17 protein-coding genes are annotated in these 20065 nt (G+C 45.1%); 9 read left to right on the top strand and 8 right to left on the bottom strand.

Features of this window, described 5'->3' with window-relative positions; translation table 11 throughout:
- The first annotated feature begins 33 nt into the window (after positions 1-33).
- The gene (locus BM318_RS00910) at positions 34-1275 is read left to right on the top strand and encodes a glycosyltransferase (protein ID WP_092979937.1); all 1242 of its coding nucleotides are present in this window, start codon (positions 34-36) and stop codon (positions 1273-1275) included.
- 57 nt (positions 1276-1332) lie between these two features.
- Here the strand turns inward: BM318_RS00910 and BM318_RS00905 are convergent, their stop codons facing one another.
- Genes BM318_RS00905 through BM318_RS00895 form a run of 3 tightly spaced genes read right to left on the bottom strand, consistent with a single transcriptional unit; the run spans position 1333 to position 7144 of the window.
- Entirely contained in the window at positions 1333-2814 is a 1482-nt protein-coding gene (locus tag BM318_RS00905) for a cellulase family glycosylhydrolase (protein WP_245759702.1), read from the bottom strand.
- 32 nt (positions 2815-2846) lie between these two features.
- Positions 2847-4058 carry a hypothetical protein gene (locus BM318_RS00900; RefSeq protein WP_092979936.1) on the bottom strand — a complete coding sequence of 404 codons (1212 nt, stop codon included), beginning with the start codon at positions 4056-4058 and terminating at the stop codon, positions 2847-2849.
- Positions 4055-7144 (bottom strand): hypothetical protein, encoded by a 3090-nt coding sequence (locus tag BM318_RS00895; RefSeq protein WP_092982004.1) that lies wholly within the window; start codon positions 7142-7144, stop codon positions 4055-4057. The genes BM318_RS00900 and BM318_RS00895 overlap by 4 nt, the downstream gene beginning before the upstream one ends.
- A 206-nt stretch (positions 7145-7350) precedes the next feature.
- On the opposite strand from BM318_RS00895, the gene BM318_RS00890 reads away from it, so the two are divergent.
- Entirely contained in the window at positions 7351-8511 is a 1161-nt protein-coding gene (locus BM318_RS00890) for a response regulator (RefSeq protein WP_092979934.1), read from the top strand.
- Between the two features lie 128 nt (positions 8512-8639).
- Here BM318_RS00890 and BM318_RS00885 read toward each other — a convergent pair whose 3' ends face one another.
- Positions 8640-8867 carry a hypothetical protein gene (locus tag BM318_RS00885; RefSeq protein ID WP_177218235.1) on the bottom strand — a complete coding sequence of 76 codons (228 nt, stop codon included), beginning with the start codon at positions 8865-8867 and terminating at the stop codon, positions 8640-8642.
- 2 nt (positions 8868-8869) lie between these two features.
- Positions 8870-9031, bottom strand: a complete 162-nt coding sequence (locus BM318_RS00880) for a DUF1328 family protein (RefSeq protein WP_092979933.1) — start codon at positions 9029-9031, stop codon at positions 8870-8872.
- A 173-nt stretch (positions 9032-9204) separates the two neighbouring features.
- On the opposite strand from BM318_RS00880, the gene BM318_RS00875 reads away from it, so the two are divergent.
- Both BM318_RS00875 and BM318_RS00870 read left to right on the top strand, forming a co-directional pair.
- Positions 9205-10242, top strand: a complete 1038-nt coding sequence (locus tag BM318_RS00875) for a helix-turn-helix domain-containing protein (RefSeq protein WP_092979932.1) — start codon at positions 9205-9207, stop codon at positions 10240-10242.
- Between the two features lie 155 nt (positions 10243-10397).
- The gene (locus BM318_RS00870) at positions 10398-11420 is read left to right on the top strand and encodes a helix-turn-helix transcriptional regulator (protein WP_092979930.1); all 1023 of its coding nucleotides are present in this window, start codon (positions 10398-10400) and stop codon (positions 11418-11420) included.
- Between the two features lie 9 nt (positions 11421-11429).
- On the opposite strand, the gene BM318_RS00865 is transcribed toward BM318_RS00870, so the two are convergent.
- Positions 11430-12137: an SOS response-associated peptidase family protein gene (locus tag BM318_RS00865; RefSeq protein ID WP_092979928.1), complete on the bottom strand. Its 708-nt coding sequence runs from the start codon at positions 12135-12137 to the stop codon at positions 11430-11432.
- Between the two features lie 228 nt (positions 12138-12365).
- Between BM318_RS00865 and BM318_RS00860 the strand changes: the two genes are divergently transcribed.
- The 3 genes from BM318_RS00860 to BM318_RS14290 all read left to right on the top strand — a co-directional run bounded on the left by BM318_RS00860 (position 12366) and on the right by BM318_RS14290 (position 14910).
- Positions 12366-13394, top strand: a complete 1029-nt coding sequence (locus BM318_RS00860) for a helix-turn-helix domain-containing protein (RefSeq protein WP_143099894.1) — start codon at positions 12366-12368, stop codon at positions 13392-13394.
- A 272-nt stretch (positions 13395-13666) separates the two neighbouring features.
- Positions 13667-14716, top strand: a complete 1050-nt coding sequence (locus BM318_RS00855) for a helix-turn-helix domain-containing protein (RefSeq protein WP_245759701.1) — start codon at positions 13667-13669, stop codon at positions 14714-14716.
- Positions 14717-14742: 26 nt separating this feature from the next.
- Entirely contained in the window at positions 14743-14910 is a 168-nt protein-coding gene (locus tag BM318_RS14290) for a lmo0937 family membrane protein (protein WP_143099893.1), read from the top strand.
- Between the two features lie 7 nt (positions 14911-14917).
- On the opposite strand, the gene BM318_RS00850 is transcribed toward BM318_RS14290, so the two are convergent.
- The gene (locus BM318_RS00850) at positions 14918-16192 is read right to left on the bottom strand and encodes an NAD(P)/FAD-dependent oxidoreductase (protein WP_092979925.1); all 1275 of its coding nucleotides are present in this window, start codon (positions 16190-16192) and stop codon (positions 14918-14920) included.
- Between the two features lie 142 nt (positions 16193-16334).
- On the opposite strand from BM318_RS00850, the gene BM318_RS00845 reads away from it, so the two are divergent.
- Together BM318_RS00845 and BM318_RS00840 are read left to right on the top strand one after the other, a co-directional pair.
- Positions 16335-16784 carry a YqhA family protein gene (locus tag BM318_RS00845; RefSeq protein ID WP_092979922.1) on the top strand — a complete coding sequence of 150 codons (450 nt, stop codon included), beginning with the start codon at positions 16335-16337 and terminating at the stop codon, positions 16782-16784.
- 57 nt (positions 16785-16841) lie between these two features.
- Entirely contained in the window at positions 16842-19307 is a 2466-nt protein-coding gene (locus BM318_RS00840) for a DUF5686 and carboxypeptidase regulatory-like domain-containing protein (RefSeq protein WP_092979920.1), read from the top strand.
- Here BM318_RS00840 and BM318_RS00835 read toward each other — a convergent pair.
- Entirely contained in the window at positions 19285-19962 is a 678-nt protein-coding gene (locus BM318_RS00835; RefSeq protein ID WP_092979919.1) for a hypothetical protein, read from the bottom strand. The genes BM318_RS00840 and BM318_RS00835 overlap by 23 nt on opposite strands.
- Between the last annotated feature and the right edge of the window lie 103 nt (positions 19963-20065).

Raw genomic sequence — 20065 nt, 5'->3', positions numbered from 1 at the left:
ACTTTAACCTTAAATCTTAAAAATCTTAGACCTATGAAACTTGCAATCGTAACGGCTTATCCGCCCAGTAAAGTAACCCTGACTGAATATGGATACCACCTGGTAAAACACTTCAGACTTCAGGAGGAAGTTTCCGAAATTGTTTTGCTAACCGATGTAACCGAAGCCCCAAAGGACTTGTCCTTCGAAGAGCCAGGTTGCCCGATTACTGTAAAGGAGTGCTGGAGCTTCAACGACTACCGAAACGCATTTAAGATCATGCGTGCAATTCGTCAGGAAAAACCGGACGCCGTCTTGTTTAACCTGCAGTTCCTGAAATTCGGAGATAAAAAAATCCCCGCTGCCCTTGGCCTGTTGTTGCCATTCATCTGCAGAATTATGGGAATTCCTACCATTTCACTTCTGCATAACATTATGGAGCAGGTAGATCTCGACAATGCCGGAATTACTCAGAACAAGATCCTTCAACGTATTTATAACTTTATCGGAAGTACGTTGACCCGATTTGTACTGGCCTCAGATGTGTTGGCTGTTACCATAAGTAAGTATAAGGGAATCCTTGAAAAGAAATACAAGGCGCGTAATGTGGCCCTGATTCCACACGGTTCCTTCGAAACGCCACCAACACCAGATTTTACTTTACCGGAAGGCCCCCTGCAGGTCATGGCTTTTGGTAAATTCGGAACCTACAAGAAGGTAGAATCGCTCATCGAAGCCGTAGAGCTGATTCGCCGGGATACCGAACTCGATATCGAGGTGGTAATTGCCGGAACCGACAGCCCGAATACCCCGGGTTACCTGGAAGGTGTTAAAAACGACTATGCACATGTAGCGCAGCTGCGTTTCACCGGATACGTAGCCGAAGAAGATGTACCCCGTATCTTTAATGAGAGTGCCGTAGTGGTCTTTCCATATACCTCTACCACCGGAAGTTCAGGAGTATTGCACCAGGCCGGAAGCTATGGAAAAGCCGTTGTCCTTCCCGATTTGGGAGACCTTGGAATCCTGGTACGGGAGGAAGGATACCGCGGGGAGTTCTTTGAACCTCAGGATGTGGAATCTTTGGCTGCAGCCATCCGTACCCTCTTAATTGATGAAAATTATCGCACCCACCTTGGTGTACAGAATTATAAAGCGGCTTGTTCGCTGCCTATGTCTGCTATTGCAGGACGTTATGTTGACTATTTCAAGGCCATAATCCTCGCCAAGGATACCAAGCAACGTATCGAGCTGCCAACGCATGAGCATCCGGTAGAAACAGTATTAATCGATTAGGTTTTTTTTAGGTTAAGTCGGAAAGGGGGTAATGAGCAATCATTGCCCCTTTTCTTTTTACTTTTCCGTGACAATTTCGAATGCTGCCTTGGGATTCCCCTCGGTATCCAGGATACCAAAATGTCTTTGGTACGCCTTTCGCCAGGGTAAGCGGCCTACGACCCGGTTAGGAACCTGGTCAAAATCATGTAGGGTCCAGAGGTAGGACGATAGCTCCTCCTCCTTAATAAAACTTTGAAGTTCCTCAAGATATGCAGCTTGTTTTTCCTCCGAGCCAGAAAATACGTTCCAAAAGCCACTGTAACTCGATTTGCCAAATTCTTCCAGCACCAGCGGTTTATTCCCGGCAGCCTTTCTCAAATCCCGATATCGAGCTTCCAGGTCTTCAGGTTCGCCGTAGTAGTGAAAGGATATGAAATCTACTTCTTCCTTAAGATGAATTGCGGCTTCAGGGCTCGACCAACCAATGGTCAATGGATGATTCGGATCCCAGGTCCGCATATTTTCCGAAAGTAGCCTGAGCCAATTCAGGACGTTATCCTTTCCCCTGCTTTCAAAATCCAGATCGGGTTCGTTTTTAAGGTCCCAACCCAAGAGGGCGGGGTGATCCTTTAAGGCATTGACCACAGTTTGCGCGTGTCGGTACGTCCGGGTCCAGTCCAGGATATCGTAATTACCATAGAAATCAAAAAGGGTGACCAGGACCTGTAGTTGCTGATTTTGGGCAAGTTCCAGCACTTCCCGCAGTTGCCCCAGGGCCACTTCCGGAACTTGAGCATTGCCAAAATCCTCATACGGAACAAAGATGCGAACGCTGTTAAATCCCGCCTCAGCGAGGGTCCTGAAATCCGTTTCAATGCGAATCGGGTCAAAATCCTCTCCAAAGAGCCCCCAGGGCTGCCCCTTGGGGTAATAGTTTATACCCTTATTACTTTCCAGACTAAACTCCCGGGATGGTGTTGGATCGGGATGGGATTCATGCGGAATCTTAACCAGTTGGCGGATACGCCAAAAACCGTCTTCCAATAGCAGGATAACCCGAAAACTTTCCTGGGTGCGTCCTTCGTGTATTGAGGAACCGTCCCGAAATATTTGCCGATAACCCTGTACGTTGTGATCGGTCAGTACCACCAGTTTTCCATCGAGACTATAAAAATCTAACTGCGGATTGTGTTGTAGGGTGGTACTTTTTACGGTGATTTGCGCGGCTATATTCAGATCGAGTTGCTGAAAGAGTTTTTCGCGTGCATCTGTGGTGAAATAGTCGTCCAACCCAAAACGGTCATTATTCAGTAATCCCAGGGAGCGAACATACCAGGCATTGCGATAATCCTGCTCCAGCTCACCCAGGGTCTGAAGCTCCATAGGCCGCCCTTCCTGTTGGTCGAGATCCCAGTTTACCTCGGGGAAGTAGGACTCCTCCAGCGTTCCGGACAGATGCAGCATGGTTGAGCGATCAGCCCCGGTATTGAGGAAACTCCAGCCTGCGGCAATACCATAAATAATGGCGCCGTTCACGAGAAGAAAACTCGTGAGCAACAGGGCTCTGTATAGATTTTTTGAACGGCTTATCACGGTATAATCTCTTTGGTTACACCGCCGACACTAATCCGGTATACGGAGGCATCTTCTATTGACTCCAAAGTCAAATCGAAACTTGCCTTACCGGCAAAGGTTCTGGATTGGTCAGTATAGAGTGGCTTACCCATTGCATCCAGAATAGTCAGGGAAACGGTTAATCCATCCGGAATTAGTTGCTCCATATAGCTCTGGATGCTGGTGATCTGCAGTTCCCGGCCATCGCCGGAAAGCAAGAGGGAGAAATCCGCCACCGCGGGTTCAAATTCCAACCCAATGGAATTGCTTTTCGCCAATCCGGAGATATAGGCGGAAACTTCCCAGGTATCGGCCTGCTGGGGGTGTAGCAAATTGGCCCGGGCAACGCCGTTTACGGTTTGCCCCTGTGCATGAAGGGCAGGACCCAGGATATTTTTTACCTGGAAGTTCACAAGGGTTCCATCTGCGATACTATTCCCATTACTGTCCTGGATCGGGGAAGTACGAAGGGTAACGATTTGGTTTCCATCTGCATAAGTGTGCTCCCGAATGGCTTCGATTTCAAAATCCGTAGGAAGGGAAGCCAGTACCCGTACCGTTAATTCTTTGGAGACCTGGGTATCTGCGGAAGCCGCAATAAACAATTCCCCAGCCTGAGGTCTGGTAGCTATGTAATCGTAAGCGATTAATCGATTCACGTTTACCCGGGTTTCTTCTTGCTGATTCCGGAATAGGGTCCGGATCCGAACCGGGGTTGAATCCTGGAGCGCATTGCCGTACTGATCCTGAGGCAGGGCCACCAGCATACTTTGATCCAATCCGTTAGCAAATATGCTCGGGGGTCCAATATAGGTCTCCAGGGTAGGCATTGGAGGCTTAGCCGGCAGAATAGTGTATTCCCCGCTGTCCAGGACGGTCTGGCCTGCCACCAAATACCAATTGGATAAACCGGCCTTTTGCGCAAGGGCCGCGGGTAGGCTGAAACTAACGCTCTTAGAATCATCAGGAGCGAGCAGGGTCGAACCCCAGGCATTGTCGACCAGCAGCACCAGTTGGTCCGAAGGGGTGCCCGAAAACTCCAGGGTAATGGGTGCTCCTGCAATGAAGGTTACTTCTGTTTGCAAGGCGTACGGCCCTTCCGCGATATCTTCTGTAGTAACTTTGGATTCCCCGCAAGCCAGCAGGAAACAAAGCAGAACAATACTATGCCAGCATCGATTTATCATCTTGGATTCCCTATGAATGAATTAAAATCCAACGTCATATACCGGGTGGCCGTGCCGGGTTGCATTAACTCCAGGTAGTTACGGCTATCCGATGTCCGATCCGGGGTGTATTTCCGACGTATTTCCGAATTGGGAGTTCCGTTGACAAAACAGTTTTCCAAGCCTTCTTTAAGGACTTCCACCCCGCTAAGATCGGGAATTACATAGCTGAACTCTTGTTTTCGCTGAACGCGGACACCTTCCCTGAGAAAATGATGGTCTACCCAGATGAGTTCCCCGGGTTCCCGGTAAAAGGAAACTAAAACCTGAGGAACCGTAACTTCCTGTAGCCCTCCATTAAATAAAGTGCCATTCAGATTGCGGTCGTCCAGGGAAACCTCCTGGAGTACCAAAGACTTTTCCAGGTCAGTGGTAGCCACATTCCCCGCACATTGCAAATCAAAGGTGGCCGGGATTTCTGCAAACTCCGCAGGGGTAAAGGTATCCGGATCAAAAACCCCCGGAGCCTGTTCGTCTTCAGAGACCCAGGCGGTACCCTCAAAATCGATTCGGAAGGGGGTGGTCTCCTTGGGCATCAATTTGTGTTTCACGTGGTATTTCGCATCGTATTGCGCCAGGGCCGTATTTTCATTATTGTAAAGCGTCCCTTTAAGGGAAACATCGGCTGGGGCATTATCTATGTTCTGAAGGGTGCCCACAATACTGTAGCGTCCTTCAAATTTAACGAGTTTGGCTTGCAGGACTTCCAGGATTGGTTGCCTGAGAACATCTTCGTGGTAGGTCTGTTGGCTGGTGATCCGCCGCCGCCCGTGATTGAAGAACTGAGGTTGATTCCGGACCAGAAGCTGGTTCGGGGGAATATCCGTATCTACAGGTGTCGGCTGAATATACCAGGATCCCTCCCGCTTCACCAGATTGTGTTGATAATTCCTCTCGATTTTCTCAAGAGGCGTAATCCATTGGGTATATGCCTTCAGGCTTGCAGCATCTTCCGTGAGGTTCTCGATGGAAATTCCGATGGAATCCATTTTTGCATAGGAACTCAGCAATCCATCAGTTACGGAAACCTCCAGCATGTACTGCGCAATGGTCACCCCGGAAGCCGGGTCAATATAGGAATGGGCCTTTTCAAATTCTTTAAAATCGAGGGCGTCGTAGTAGGCTTTAACCACATTCTCCGGGCTGCGCTGGGCGGAATTATCCATGTAAAGTCCATATCCGCTACTAATAAAAATTACGGCCAGTACAATTACCCAAACCCCGTTTATCCGGGTTAGCAGTCGCGGTAATTCGTTGCGTACAACGGTATGGGTAAACGTCATCTCTTTCTCGGTTTTTCCCCGAATCAGTTTTCGCAACCAACCGAGTTGGAAGTTGCAGATGAAGGCGAAAATCAGGGTGCCCATGGGGATGAGCCCCCACATGAGTTTCAGGAAGTTCGGAACATCTTCCTTTGGGATGATTTTGGGAAGGGGCGGCACATTGAGACGTTCCCACACCATGATGCCGTTTTCGAGCTGCTGCAGCCTTTGCCAGCCGCAGAAATAGAGGATAGGATCGTAGAATTTGTCGTTGGAGAAGATATACTTCAGATTATACTTGTTGGGCACGGTCAGGAATTGCTGCAACGACCCAATCCCTTCAACTCCCCGGAATTTCGAATTTTCCAGGCGTTCTATAGCCCGTGTGGTGAGTTCGGGCAAGCGCCGTGCGGAATGGTAATTGCCATCGACCGTCATGGCGTTGGTCTGTGCCGACAACCAGGCCATTTGATCGCCAAATCCCAGGGTCAGGTAGCGCCATTGGTCGTGTTGGTCCTGATTCAGGAAGTTAACGATGGGCAACATCTTGATTTTCTGGGGTTGAGCAGGGCGGAAATAGCCCAAACTCATGGTAAAAATGGCCATTCCGATAAAGCCTACTCCCAGTACCCCGGTGCCCAGATAGTACCAGGACTTGTTCAAGCGACCCAGAATTCGATCCTTAATATCCCCTTCGACCAGTCTAAAGACAAATTCCCCGAAGATGGGAAGGGCCATAATCGTTGCCCAGAGGGTAAAACGGTCGAGGGTCAGGATATCAAAGGCGGTTGCCCCGAGCATCATCCGGGGCAGGGGGGTGGTACCCCCGGTTCCTAACAAGCTAAGCAGTGAGAACGACAGCCCGAAAAACAACAAGCGCTTGCTGTAAAAGCGATAGAACAAGTACGGCAGAATCAGTAAGAGCACGCCCCAGGGAATCAGGAAGAATACCAGCCCTGAAGAAGTGACTTCTAAAAAGTTGTCCCGGGAACCATGAGGAATAGGAACCTGGGTTATGGGGTTGTTCTTGGAATTGATCCAATAGGGGAGAATGCAAATGATAATCAACACCAGGGAGCTAAATCCGAATAGGATTATGCGCAACAGGTGTTTTTTGAATTCCCCCAGGAAAACCCGAAAAGTAATGGATTTGATATCCCCGGCTTTTTCCTTGCTCACGTCCATCAAAACCAGGCCAATCAGGGGGAAAATAAAGAAAACCATCCCAAAAATGGGCGTTACGTGGTGCGAGGTAACCATTACCGTAATGAGCGACAGGGAGGTTCCCAGGTACCGCAACTTCCCCAATTTAATCCAGGAGTATATCTCCGGCAGGGCATGCAGCAAGATGCTTATGCCCATAAGGCTCGGCAATTGGCCAAACAAGTGCAGGGTTTCTAAGAACATGGAAGAAAACGCCCCCAGAATGGCGGTATAACCCGCAACTTTCTGGCTCGAGGTCAGCACCAGTGCAAACCGGTAGATACCGGTAATAAACAGGCCTACAATGATTAAGGCCATGGTAAAGAGTCCGAACTTTAATCCGCCTACGTGAGACAGCAGGGCAATGCACTGATGAACCAGCGGCGGATAGGACTGTACGGTAAACCCTGTATACCAGCGATAATCCCAGGGTTCGAACCAATCCTGGGCATAGTGATCCGCAAAAAACAGGTGGATCAGGGCATCGTAGGTAGACTCCAGGGTAAAGAACATGCTAACCCCATGGAAAATGAGGCCCAAAACAAGGGCAAATGCCAGTAAACTATAGGTTTTTGGTTGCATCATCTATGTAAGAAAATATAACAAAATAAAGATCAGAATATTGTAACAAATTCTTGCAACCGCCTATCTGCTAACCCGTTCCATTCGTCTACAGTAAAAGCCCATCCACCTATTTCCATCAAATTAAGTTGGCTAACCGGAGTAGTTTTGGATCATATTATTACAAAAAACCTAAATAGTATTAATAGAAATCTAAAGCTTAACCTATGAAAATCTTAGCTATTGACGATCAACAATTGATCTTGTTATCCGTAAAGAAAAAATTGACAGAGGCCGGATATGTAGTAGAAACTGCATCTTCAGCTGAAGAAGGTATTCGCCTCTATGATTCCTTTCAACCCAATCTCGTGCTGCTGGATATGAATATGCCTCAGCCATCCGGAGCGGCTTACGCTTCCTGTAAAGGAATTGAAGTAGTTAAATACATTCGTGTATTCCGGAATCAACAAACCCCAATCCTGGTACTTTCCGGGAATACCAATGAGGAGGTAATCCTTAAAGGATTTGACCTGGGGATTAATGATTACATGAAAAAGCCTGTTGGGCTGGACGAAATGGTAGCCCGTATTAAGCGCACTATTGGTTCCCCTCAGGTATCGGAAAGTCCTGTTCAGAAGCAGGAAAGCCAAATGGTTGGAAAACACTGCGTGGGAGTTGTTATCCCTTGTTACAATGAGGCCGACCGCCTGATGGGTGAGGAGTTCCAGAATTTTGCCTTCAAAAACCTGGGGTACCACCTGTGTTTTGTAAACGACGGCAGTACCGATAATACCCTAGAGGTACTGGAAGGTATCCGCAAGGGAAATGAAGAAAGCATCAGCGTTTACAATTGTGAGAAAAACGGTGGAAAAGCCGAAGCCGTTCGCCAGGGTATGTTACACCTGGCCAAGGACGCTCAATTCGATTATATCGGGTATTTGGATGCGGATTTATCTACGGACTTCCGGGATTTTGATGCCCTGGTACAAACCCTGGAGAACTCAGACTTTAAAATTGTCAGTGGATCCCGGATTAGCCGCATGGGAGCGGACATTACCAAGGAATCTGCACGTAAAATTATCAGTAAGACCATTAACCTGGTGATCCAGCGAATCCTGGGGATGCCTTTCAAGGATACCCAATGTGGTGCCAAGGTGATGCACCGCGACCTGGTAGTGAAAATGTTCACTAATCCTTTTGTGACCAAATGGCTTTTTGATGTGGAAATTTTCCTCCGCATGCGCAAGGCTTTTGGAAAAGAGGAAGCTATCGCGGCTATCTGCGAACAACCCTTGCAACGCTGGATCCACGCCGACGGCTCCAAACTGTCCTACAAGGACTCCATCAAAATTATGCTGCAACTCTCTGTATTGAGTTGGAAGTACTAATTAGCTCACTAAACTCAAAATGAAAAAGCCAGGCGTTGGATCGCCTGGCTTTTGCTTTTCCGTTCCATCACAAGCCCACGCAACGATGGGAACAGGAAAGTTAAGCTGATTAGTGTTTAAGGGGTATTTTAGTGGTCGTCTACGGCATCTTCTACTTCATCTCCGGCGTCTTCAAGTCCGTCTTCAACGCCATCTGCGGCATCCTCGACTTCATCTCCGACGTCTTCAACGCCATCTTCAACTTCTTCAATCATTTCTTCGGCATTGCTCTTTTCAGTTTCCCTGCAATTGGCCAGAGACAACGCGGAAAAGACCAGAACCGTTAGTAGTAATAGTGTTTTTCTCAAATCTTTCATGTTTATGTTATTTTCCTTCCTCGTATTAATGAAACAATGACCAGCACTAAGAATACAAAGAATAAAATCTTAGCTATTCCTGCAGCTCCTGCTGCAATTCCGCCGAATCCAAAAATGGCGGCAATGATGGCTAGTATAACAAAGGCAATCGTCCAACGTAGCATATAATGTGTTATTAGGTTCTAAGATCTGATTATCTCTTAATCAGTACATTACAAATGTCTTGTTATTATATTAGACTGCTTGCCCTGATTCATAGAAACCTTAACTCATTGCATAGATCAAGTAGATAAAAACCCTGTAAAAGGGTTACATTAGTAATTATTCTAAAGGTTCGATGAATAAATTGAGTATTCCTGATTATCGCGCAGGTCAACTGGTAAATCAATTGGCTAACGAGTTATCCCTCTCGGTGGCCAGTGAACAACGTGAATATTCAGTAAGTCTTAGCGCTGATCTGGGTAAAGGTTATATCAAGGCTTTCGATTTCGATCACGGTATTTCCGTTTATGAATTTGATTGCACCTTTGAGCAGGATTTTCAACTTCTTTTCGAAAAGACTCCGGTACAACCTTTGATTTTGCTTTTTAACCGGGAGGAAGCCATTGAACACGCTTTCAGGGCAAAAGAGCCGCATGCCATCAATCACCTGGAGTCCTTAATGGTTTCTGCAGGGCTTGAATTTGAAAATCGATTTAGTATTAAAGAGAAGCAATCGGCCTGTTTTTTTGCTTTGTTGGTAAACCGAAAGGAGTTTGAAAATAAAATCAGTGAATTCCTCAGCTCAATGGATGAGCAACTGGAGGGGATTTTTAAGGATTTAAACGGAGTCAACACTTTTTATCAAAAAGGCCATTTCAGTCTTGATATTGCCAAATTCATTGAGGAATTTACCACCACCGACCTTACGGGTTTTATGCGCTATGTTTTTCTGGAAGGTAAGGTGTACGAAATTTTAACGCATTTCTTTCAGCAATTCCTCGACGATGCGAATCAGCCGGATCGCCGGAAAATTCTGCGTCAATCCACCGCGGAGAAAATCGAAGAAGCCGGTAATATCATCGAGGCAGAAATGGACGCCCTCGGGAGCGTAATTTCCATAGCCAAGCGCGTAGGACTCAACCAACAAACCTTGCAGGAGGGATTTAAAAAGCTCTACAATAAATCTGTAAACCAGTACATCCGTGAAGTGCGCCTGGAGAAAGCGAAGGCACTTATGGAAAATACCAACCTCAATATCACGGAAATCACCTATAGGATCGGAATAAACTCCAGAAGCTACTTCGCTAAATTGTTTAAAGATCGCTTTGGGGTAAGCCCTAAAGACTACATTAGCATGCGACGTAAAAAAGATAATTCGAATCTTTCTGCCTAATTCTGACAGGTAAGTTTACCGCGTAATCCCTTTTAAGTTTGTTTAACAATTTAAGTTCAAAAACTACTCATTTTTGATACAATTTCATTCAATTTTGACAATCGAAAAGGGCTTCTCAATTTTTCTTTGCGACACCAAATTTAAGAACTGGTGTTATGCAAGAAATAGTTATAGAAAATCAGGATGCTGATTACTTGCTAAACCAACTTAACCAAATACTGGAGGGGGAAATTTCAGATCTATGGGGTCAGAAAGTATTAACCTTCAAAAATGCCGTAGGCAAGGGCACAATTAAATATATCCAATTCGATTGGGGCGTTACCCTGATTGATTATGATCTTACCTTTGTGGAGGATGTGAAGCTCACCTACCGCCCTGAGAACAGGTCTCCAATAGACTTCATTTTTGTCTCGGAAGGACAACTCGGGTATGTTCATAATGGCAGCAATACGCGCCACACGTTGCAGCGCTATCAAAATGTGATTCTCTCCCCTTTAGGTAATGCTCAGCACGCGTTTTTCTTTGATGCCGGGGTTTCAATTAAGGTGAATTTTATCCAAATTGATCAGAAAAAATACGCTCGTAAAAAGCACAGTAATTTGCAATATTTGAACGAGGTCTTGTTTTCTGTATTTGAAGATAAATCAGAGCGCCTGCCTTTTGAACACTTGGGAAATTTCAATTTGAAAATTGCCGATCAGGTTAGGGAAATGCGCGGCAATAAGGACGAAGGTATTATTCGGACGCTCGGATTGGAAGGTCGCATGAATATTATTCTGGCCTTACAGCTGCTGGAGCACCATAAATTCCTCAATGAGGAAACAATGCCGGAGTCCTTGTCGGCTGGGGATATAAAGAAGATATATCAGCTATCGGAGTACATAGTCGATAATATTTCCAATCCCCTGACCATTAAAATTATGTCGGAGCAATCGGGGCTAAGCCCGAAAAAATTACAGCTTGGCTTCAAGATGTTGTACTCGACCACGATAAATGAATACGTGAAGAAAGTGAAGCTGGAAATATCCAGGGATTACCTGAGAAGTACGGAACTCTCTATTTCTGAAATAGTCTATTTAGTGGGTATCCGAAGCCGTAGTTACTTTTCAAAGATATTCTCCGAACACTATGGGCTGCTTCCATCGGAGTATCGGAAAAAAATAAAGAGCAAAATCTAGGGAATTCAATTATTCAGTCCCATCCGGAATGCCGTCGTAATAGACGGGTTGTAGCATGGATTCGTAAACGATATCCTCTTTAAAGAATTCTTTTGCAATAGGATTCGCTTTATAATTCATTGCGGGGGGATTGTTGATGATCTCTTTAATGAGTTCAGTATCCGTCTCGGGCGATAGCCATTCTTGTGTAATGCTCTCAGGTATGGCCAGGGGCATTTGATCATTGAGGTTATGGAATCTGCTTGTAGGTGGAAGAGCTTTGCAAGTAAGCGGGCTACAGCTCAAAAAACCATCTTCCAATTCCGAATAAACTCCTCCCAGTAAAAAAGGCTCCTCAGATTTAAGACTGATATAGTAGGGATAGGTTATGCCATTTTGCAAATAGTGGGAAAAGTATCCGGTTACAATTATTAAACATCTCCGCTGAACCAGCGACTGATGAATCCAGTCAGATTCCTGAAAATTTTCCCGATCGATATTCAGCGTATTCATGATGCGCTGGAACGAAATCCAGTCCTCTTTGAATTGATTAGGCATTAGTCCCCAAATCGCGATGTGGATGCAAGAATCGTCATTTCCGGTAATAATAAAGAGGTTGTCTTCTCCCAGACCGTTTACGACCAACTTTGGAGCGTATAGGTTTGGGTGTTCTATCTTTCGACCAAAAGTCGTTTCTACCACATTTTTTTCGGCAATATTGGAGAGTTTATAATACATCAGCAACTTCTTTCTTTCATCAATAAACGAAGTAAGGAAATTCGATTGTAATCTTTTGATCCAAAAAAATTAAAGTGTAACACATTTACTGTAAGTTGTTTAGGCTTTATGATCAATTGTTAGTCTCTGGCTCGATTTTGTTAAACATTTCATCCATTGTGTTACCACTTGGCTGGTGATTCCCGTAATTTCGGGTTGTGGATTTATTGGGAATTCCACACAGCCCAAATGATAGCACCCAGGGAAAAATTACAGGAAGATGTTTTTACAAACGCGACGCCGCTTTTAGGGAAGCGATCGGTGCATGAAGGGCTTTGGATTCTTGAGTTGGCGAGGTCCTTAGGTAAAGGAAAAGTTAGCTCCTTACAGATCGAAAAAGGTTTCCTCGCATCTCAATATGAAGTATGCCTGGAAAAGTCCATAAAGGTACCAATGAATGGTGTGGCGGCCGAATCAATTTTTCTGCTCTATTGTTTGCAGGGAGACTGCTACTATGAAACCGCAAATAAGAATCTTGTTAAGCTCAACGAGTTGCAATCTGCAGTTGTGTGTTCCGATCCGGATCACCCGTTTCACCTCATTATTAAAGAGGACAAAGAAACATCAATTAACATCATCCAACTCGATATTCAAGGCCTGGTCGAAAGAGAATTCTCAGCAGCCGACAAGATCCCGGCAAGAATCAAGAGTTTCACATCTATTGCCAAGCAATCCCGTCCTTACTTCCACCCGGGAAATATAAACTTAAAAATTGCGGAATTAATAAAAAGGTTGGGGCAGATAAACTACGAGAGCCCAGTACCGGAATACCTGCGCTTCGAAGGGATATGCCTGCTAATTTTGGCCAGTCATATCGACCAGTTCCTGGCAGAGTCAATAGGTAAGGTAAATTCCACCAGTCTCATAAAAAGGGAGATCAAAAAAATAATGACTCTGGGAGATGAGATTAGTCGGACCCCAGAAAAACAGTATTCGCTTAAAGACCTTTGTAACCGTTCGGGGATGTCGTCTTCTAAGCTGCAGGAAGGCTTTAAATTTTTGTACCAACGGACAGTCGCAGATTACATCCGCAATGTGCGTTTGGAACGCGCTGAGTATCTCTTGCGCAAAACCGATATGAACGTTTCTGAGGTGGTCTATTCTGTTGGCTTGACGTCACGAAGCTATTTCTGTAAAATATTTAAACTAAAATATAAGTGCTCTCCCAGGGATTATAAAACCAAAAAGAATATCCAGCCGGAAGTTCTCTCAGCCTGATAAAACAAACTATCTTTCCAGGCCTGCTTAACCAAAAAGATCCGTTGTATAGCAACGGATCTTTTTTCTAACCAACCAAACTAAATCAAGTAAGAATCTTATCTTTTTGATTCTTTAAGTGAGCAATATAAAAGTAGGATGGTTAGGCTGAATCGATGTGCTTTTTGTAACGGAAAATTGACCTATTTAGGAGCTGTTATGAATCGTGCCGATCAAACACTTTTTAACTTCGATTGCGAACGGCATATTAAATGAATTAATCGATTTTTGAAATGAACGACAGGGATATGGAAATTTTGATAGATGCGAAAAGCACTGCGGGTACCGTACAACAAATTCAAGAGTTCCTCGGTGGAGAGATCTTAGAACGTTGGGGAGAGACCACCCTGAATATCGATAATGAAAAAGCGATTGGTTCAATCCGATATATCACTTTTGATTGGGGGGTAAGCCTATTGGAATACGATATAGAGTTCAAGAAGCCGCTTACCTTGATCATGGATGCCTCGCAATACAATCCGATCCATTTTGCTTACTGTCTTGAGGGACATTGCTTCCACCGTTTTGAATCCCAGGTAGAAAAGCGAAAGCTCGAACAATTTCAGTCTGTTATAATTACCAGCACCGATGGAGGATACAATTATGGATATTTTCCTGCGGACATGAAGTTGCAGATCAACGTTATTCAAATTGTTCGCAAGCAATTCCTGCAAAAACGATTGAATAATGTATCGCTGCTCAATCAGCGGCTGTACCACGTATTTCTAGATACCGATCATAACAAGGCCTTCGCCTATTTTGGGACCTTCAATCTTAAGTTGGCCGATAAGATCAAGGCGCTCAGAAGCGTGAAGCAAAAAGGGATGATACGCATTCTGCAAATAGAAGGTATGGTGTATCAAATCCTATCTATGCATATCCAACAACACGATCGGGAAGCCACCAAGCAGCGGATTGAAACCACCTTGCTCAAAAGGGAACTGCAGGTGATCCGCAGATTGGCCGGTAGGATAATTAAAAACCCTTCCAAAGCCTATTCTATAAGCGAGTTGTCAGTCGAGACGGGTATTTCGCAGGCAAAATTACAGGAAGGATTCAAATTGCTCTACACCAAAACGGTAAACGAGTATATCCGGCATGTTAGGTTGGAAGCCGCTCGAGATTATATGGTGAATACGGATATGAATATCTCCCAAATCGTTTATACTATCGGCTTTACTAGTCGAAGTTATTTTTCTAAAATATTCAAACAGAAATTTGGAATAAGCCCAAGTGAATTCAGGAAGAACAAACTCCCTGTAGTAGAGAAAGTGGCTGTCTAACAATCTTAATCTAAACCTGTAAACAAATGAGAAGTATTCTTTGGCTAGTCGCGGTAATATGTATAGTTGTGTGGTTATTGGGAATCCTGGGAATTATCCAGGGATTAGCAACCAATAATTTGATTCACATACTTTTAGTTCTGGCCGTGATTGCGGTCCTTTACAATATTATTAGCGGGAGGAAACCTTTATAGTCGTTTTTCAGACTTTGTCATTCTCAGGATTTAAAAGTAGGCCTTCAGGTTCAGTGGTAGTTAGATAGGAGTTGGTCCACTCCCACATGGTCTTGATGCGATTCCGGTAGTTAATCAGCAGGAACAGGTGAACGGTAAGCCAGGCTGCCCAGGCAAACCAACCTGTTAGCGTCTTTTTGGGAATTTCCAGATCGGCAGTAGCTTTGCTTTTACCTATAATGGCCATGGTGCCCTTATCAAAATATTCAAAGGGTTCCATAGCACGGCCTTTGGCTAATCGAATCAGGTTTTTTGCCAGCGTTTTGCCGTGTTGGGTGGCAACACTGCCCAATTGGGGATAGCCATCGTCAAAACCTTCGTGTTCTTGTAAAGAAGCATCGCCAATCACAAAAATCTCTGGCAGCGAATCGATTTGATTGTATTGATTTACCCGAATACGAAAGGACTTATCATAGAGTTCCTCAGGGATCCCTTCAAAGTGTTGAGCGCGTACTCCAGTGGTCCAAATAAGCGTTTTCGATCTTATTTCCTGACCATTGCTTAAATAAACGGTTTCCTCCCTGTAGTCTTCCACCATTACATCCGGGATAACTTTTATGCCTAGTTTTTTCATACTCTCCATAGCGTACTCCTGAGAGGCCGTTCGCATGCCACCCAAAAGATTCGGGCTTCCTTCGACCAGGTAAATTTGTAATCTGGAAGCATCGAGGTCCGGATATAATTTACGCAGGGCCCTGTTTCTCAGCTCGGCCAACATACCGGCGACTTCAACTCCGGCAGGTCCTCCACCGGCGATTACGATATTTCGAAGTACCTCCAATTTTTCCGGATCCTGGGTAATCGAGGCCTTTTCAGCGTTGCGAAGCAAAGCATTTCGAAGTTTAACGGCGTCTTCTACGGATTTCATGGGCCAGGCTTCGTTCTGGATATTTTCATTCCCAAAGAAATTCGTCACTGTACCTGTCGCAAGGACGAGCAGGTCATAGGTAATTTTTCCATTATTCAGGTGCAAAATCCTTGCTTCACAATCAATTTTTTTGAGGGTTCCAATTCGGAAACGAAGGTGTTTTTTGTTCTTGAATAAGGTTCGGAATGGCAGGGAAATGCTGGAGACTTGTAGCATTCCGGTTGCCACTTGATAAAGCAACGGAGCAAAATGGTTGTAGTTGTTTTTGTCTACAAGAACAACCTCGTAATACTTCACTTTTGAAAGTGCTAGAGCAAGATTTATTCCCGCAAAACCACCTCCCACGATTACGACTTTTTTTCTTTCCTTATCCATAATGCAGCCTTTCGGAATTTATGTTGAAATTAGGACATAAAGACGGGGCTTTCCTAACTATTGGGGGGAATTTTTGCTCTTTTTAGGCAAATGTTAACACAGGGAAATTCTTAATTTGAGACCTTAGGCAAAAACCGATATCATGAATAGAATTCTGGGCTGGGGATTGCGAGCAGTATCGCTTGTGGCAGTCCTCGCCATCATAGTCCTTGCCTTGGGTGTCGAAATCTATGCCTTTAAACAGATTTATGCGACCATTCAGGAGATAATTCTGGGACACAAAGGCGAAGATACTATCGTTAAGGATAGTTTGAAGTCACTAGACCTGGTTCTCCTGGGCGTTATTCTTACCTCAGTGGCCACCGGACTATTTGAACTCTATATCGGCAAAATTCCAAACTTGCCTTCATGGTTAGTTATTGATGATTTGGATGGACTAAAATCCATGCTGATCAAAATGATCATCTTTATCATGGCAGTATCCTTCACGGGTAGGATTGTAACTTATGCGGGCGGAATGGATATACTCTATCAAGGCGTTGGCCTGGCAGCGGTAATTTTGGCCCTTACCTTTTTCCTTCAGAAGAATTAGGTCCTTATCTTTATAGGGCGAGCGTAGCTCAAACTCACCTGACCGCAAGAGGCATTTATGAAAATATTGGACAATCGCCTGCTGTTGTTGGCACTTTTATTCACCGTTGTCACCCAAGCGCAGATTACAGGCCGGGTTACGGATTCCAAGAATGAACCCTTAGCCTTTGTAAACATTTATCTCGAGGGAAGTCTAACGGGAACCATTACCAATGATAATGGGTACTATGAATTGGACATCTCCCAGACGGGTACCTTCACCTTGATTTACAAATTCCTGGGCTTCCGAACCCGAAAAGAAACCGTTACAGTTTCCACTTATCCCTATACCCTCGATGTAGTACTTCAAGAGGAAGAAATCGCCCTGGACGAGGTTCAGGTTGCTGCCACCGAGAATCCCGCGAACGAAATAATACGCAATGCCATAGCCGAAAGGCGAAGGCATCGGGAAGAAATAATGGAATATCGGGCCGATTTCTATTCCAAAGGACTCATACGTATTAAGGATGCACCGGAGCGCATCCTGGGTCAGGATTTAGGGGATTTAGGAGGAGGCTTGGATTCAACGCGATCCGGAATACTGTACCTCTCAGAGACGATCTCGGAAATCGAACGTCAGAACAACGAATTTAACGAGAAGATTATCGCCTCCAAGGTCAGTGGGGATGATAATGGATTTAGCTTTAACAATGCCTCGGACGTGGAGTTTAATTTTTATGAAAACTCCGTGGAATTTGGGACTCAATTAATCTCGCCTATTGCGGATAATGCGTTTTCCTACTATCGCTATCGGCTGCTGGGTACGTTTTACGACGATCAGAATAACCTGATCAACCAAATAGAAGTAATCCCCAGAAGACCGGGCGATCGGGTATTTGCCGGGATCATTTACATCGTCGAGAATTCCTGGGCGTTTTATGCGATCGACGTTAAGGTTACCGGGGAGCAAACCCAGATCCTGCCTATAGATACTGTACGCCTCACGCAAAATTTCAACTACGACGTAACCAGCAAGACCTGGCTAAAGGTCCTGCAGCGAATGGACTTTCAATACAGCATCTTTGGCTTCAAGGGCGACGGAAGGTTTACGGCGGGATACAAGAACTACGAGCTCAATCCTGGCTTTGCCAAAGGCCACTTTTCCAATGAAATCCTATCTTTTGACACCGATGCAAACAAGAAGGATTCCACCTATTGGCAAGCATTACGGCCTGTACCCTTAACCCAGGAAGAGTCCGAGGACTACGTTTTTAAGGACAGTATACAGGTTATCCGAAAGTCTCAGCAGTACCTCGACTCTGTGGATGCCAAAGGCAACAAGTTTACCCTGGGATCCCTGTTGTTCGGATACACCTATACCAACAGCTTCAAGGAAAAGACGTACACCCTAACCAGTCCGGTGGCTAATGTTGCCTTCAATACCGTACAGGGCTGGCAGGGTACGCTGGGCTTGGAGTACTTGAAACTCAGTGAAGAAAAAGGTACCCGCCTGAATTTGGCCGGGCAGTTGAATTACGGCCTTTCAGATAAAAGACTCCGCCCAGTAGTAAGCGCCTCGTATCGATTCAATAATTTTTCCAGGCCCTATTTGTCGCTGGAAATAGGCAATCAGGCAGCTCAATTCAATGAAAACAATCCGATTACTCCATTCGGGAATACCCTGGCAACCTTGTTTTTCGAAAGCAATTTGGCGAAGTTCTACGACCGAAGTTTTGCCGAACTCAATTACTCCCAGGAACTGGTGAACGGGATTTACCTGTTTGCCCGGTTCAGCTACGAAGACCGGAGTTCATTGTTTAACACTTCGGATTACGTACTTATCGACAATGAGGGCATCAATTACACGTCTAACAATCCCTTAGCGCCACAGGACTTTATCAACGGGGCTATTGAGGCGCATAATATCTTAAAGTTGTCCATTAATACCCGAATACGTTTCGGCCAGAAATACATAAACTACCCCACAGGCCGGTTCAGTTATTCACCCGATCGCTATCCTACTCTATATCTGGGTTATGAAAAGGGCTTTGCCGGGAGCGAAGCGGAAAATAATTTCGATCAGCTTAAAATCCGGTTGAGTCAGGACTTTGACGTGGGTAGTCTTGGCCGGTTTGGATATAATCTCAGGGCCGGAACCTTCCTGAATGCCGAGGGGATATCCTTTGTCGATTTCCAGCATTTCAATGGAAACAGGACGCGAATTACCCGCGGTAACTATCTCAACAGCTTTTTTTTACTGCCCTATTATGAGTTTAGCACCAACCGGGACTATTTCGAAGGTCATTTCGAGCATAATTTCAAAGGAGCTATTATGAATCGGATACCGCTGTTAAAGCATCTGAAGTCAAACTTAATCCTCAACTTCAATTTACTTTCGACAAGCAACAACCTACCCTACTCCGAATGCGGTATCAGCCTTGGAAACCTGGGGTGGAAGAAATTCAGATTCCTTCGGGTGGGGTATGTATTCCGACATTTTGAAGGCAGGAATGAAAGCGGAATTAATTTCGGAATACAGTTCTAGACGCATCGGTTTGACCTTCCTTTAGCTCTTCGTAAAAAATAAGGTCCTGTTCCTCCAAAGCCAGGACAACGAGTTTGATATAGGCATTCACAGAATTCTCAATACTCTTGGGGTCGGTGATGTCTACACTTCCCCTCCAGATCATCGCTCTTTCTTTGCCTTCGCAAATACAGTAAAGCGTAGTTTGCGCATGGTACACCGTGAAGGTATGTTCGGTTCCCGGATTGCTGTACACATCCTGGTATTCGAAATAATCTTCATTGAACCGGCTCCAGTAATTATCCCATTCCGAGTAGGACCGGATAAATCCTTTCTTGTCTTCGGAGCCAATAAGCTTGGTAAAGAGGATAGCGTCAAAATCCTTAGCCAGCAGCCGTTGTTCCAATTCGTCCAGCTCCCTTTCTGTATGCGGGGTATTGGTAAAGGATACATCGAATACGTCCAGGCTCCGCATAGATTCCACATTTCGTTTTTCGAATTCCCGAACGAGCTTGGTTTCAAATGCCTCTCGCACATCGGCATCCTGGGTCATCCCCACGATAAGTACTTTATTGGCATGAAAAATAACGGTATCCGGGTCTTTCCAGTTTTCGACAAGGCTTACATTGTTGCAGCTTACCAGTATCACGAGAGCAATTAGGAGTAACTTTTTCATGATTTCTCTTTTTTCATCGGACTACCCGTTTAGACTTCCCGAGCCATGAACTGGGATCCGCCTGCGTTGAAGTTCAATGTATTATCATAAATCCGGAACTACT

Origin of the sequence: Robiginitalea myxolifaciens, assembly GCF_900115205.1 — a bacterium.
Lineage (GTDB): Bacteria > Bacteroidota > Bacteroidia > Flavobacteriales > Flavobacteriaceae > Robiginitalea > Robiginitalea myxolifaciens.
The sequence above is the reverse complement of the archived record's forward strand: the minus strand, read 5'-3'. Positions and strand labels throughout refer to the sequence as shown.

What these genes read in the sequence shown, in the direction of transcription:
- BM318_RS00840 (WP_092979920.1), top strand. Translation starts at nt 16,842, where the DNA reads ATGAAAATATTGGACAATCGCCTGCTGTTGTTGGCACTTTTATTCACC.
- BM318_RS00910 (WP_092979937.1), top strand. Translation starts at nt 34, where the DNA reads ATGAAACTTGCAATCGTAACGGCTTATCCGCCCAGTAAAGTAACCCTG.
- BM318_RS00885 (WP_177218235.1), bottom strand. Translation starts at nt 8,867, where the DNA reads ATGAAAGATTTGAGAAAAACACTATTACTACTAACGGTTCTGGTCTTT.
- BM318_RS00835 (WP_092979919.1), bottom strand. Translation starts at nt 19,962, where the DNA reads ATGAAAAAGTTACTCCTAATTGCTCTCGTGATACTGGTAAGCTGCAAC.
- BM318_RS00865 (WP_092979928.1), bottom strand. Translation starts at nt 12,137, where the DNA reads ATGTATTATAAACTCTCCAATATTGCCGAAAAAAATGTGGTAGAAACG.
- BM318_RS00870 (WP_092979930.1), top strand. Translation starts at nt 10,398, where the DNA reads ATGCAAGAAATAGTTATAGAAAATCAGGATGCTGATTACTTGCTAAAC.
- BM318_RS14290 (WP_143099893.1), top strand. Translation starts at nt 14,743, where the DNA reads ATGAGAAGTATTCTTTGGCTAGTCGCGGTAATATGTATAGTTGTGTGG.
- BM318_RS00900 (WP_092979936.1), bottom strand. Translation starts at nt 4,058, where the DNA reads ATGATAAATCGATGCTGGCATAGTATTGTTCTGCTTTGTTTCCTGCTG.
- BM318_RS00875 (WP_092979932.1), top strand. Translation starts at nt 9,205, where the DNA reads ATGAATAAATTGAGTATTCCTGATTATCGCGCAGGTCAACTGGTAAAT.
- BM318_RS00880 (WP_092979933.1), bottom strand. Translation starts at nt 9,031, where the DNA reads ATGCTACGTTGGACGATTGCCTTTGTTATACTAGCCATCATTGCCGCC.
- BM318_RS00850 (WP_092979925.1), bottom strand. Translation starts at nt 16,192, where the DNA reads ATGGATAAGGAAAGAAAAAAAGTCGTAATCGTGGGAGGTGGTTTTGCG.
- BM318_RS00895 (WP_092982004.1), bottom strand. Translation starts at nt 7,144, where the DNA reads ATGCAACCAAAAACCTATAGTTTACTGGCATTTGCCCTTGTTTTGGGC.
- BM318_RS00860 (WP_143099894.1), top strand. Translation starts at nt 12,366, where the DNA reads ATGATAGCACCCAGGGAAAAATTACAGGAAGATGTTTTTACAAACGCG.
- BM318_RS00890 (WP_092979934.1), top strand. Translation starts at nt 7,351, where the DNA reads ATGAAAATCTTAGCTATTGACGATCAACAATTGATCTTGTTATCCGTA.
- BM318_RS00855 (WP_245759701.1), top strand. Translation starts at nt 13,667, where the DNA reads ATGAACGACAGGGATATGGAAATTTTGATAGATGCGAAAAGCACTGCG.
- BM318_RS00845 (WP_092979922.1), top strand. Translation starts at nt 16,335, where the DNA reads ATGAATAGAATTCTGGGCTGGGGATTGCGAGCAGTATCGCTTGTGGCA.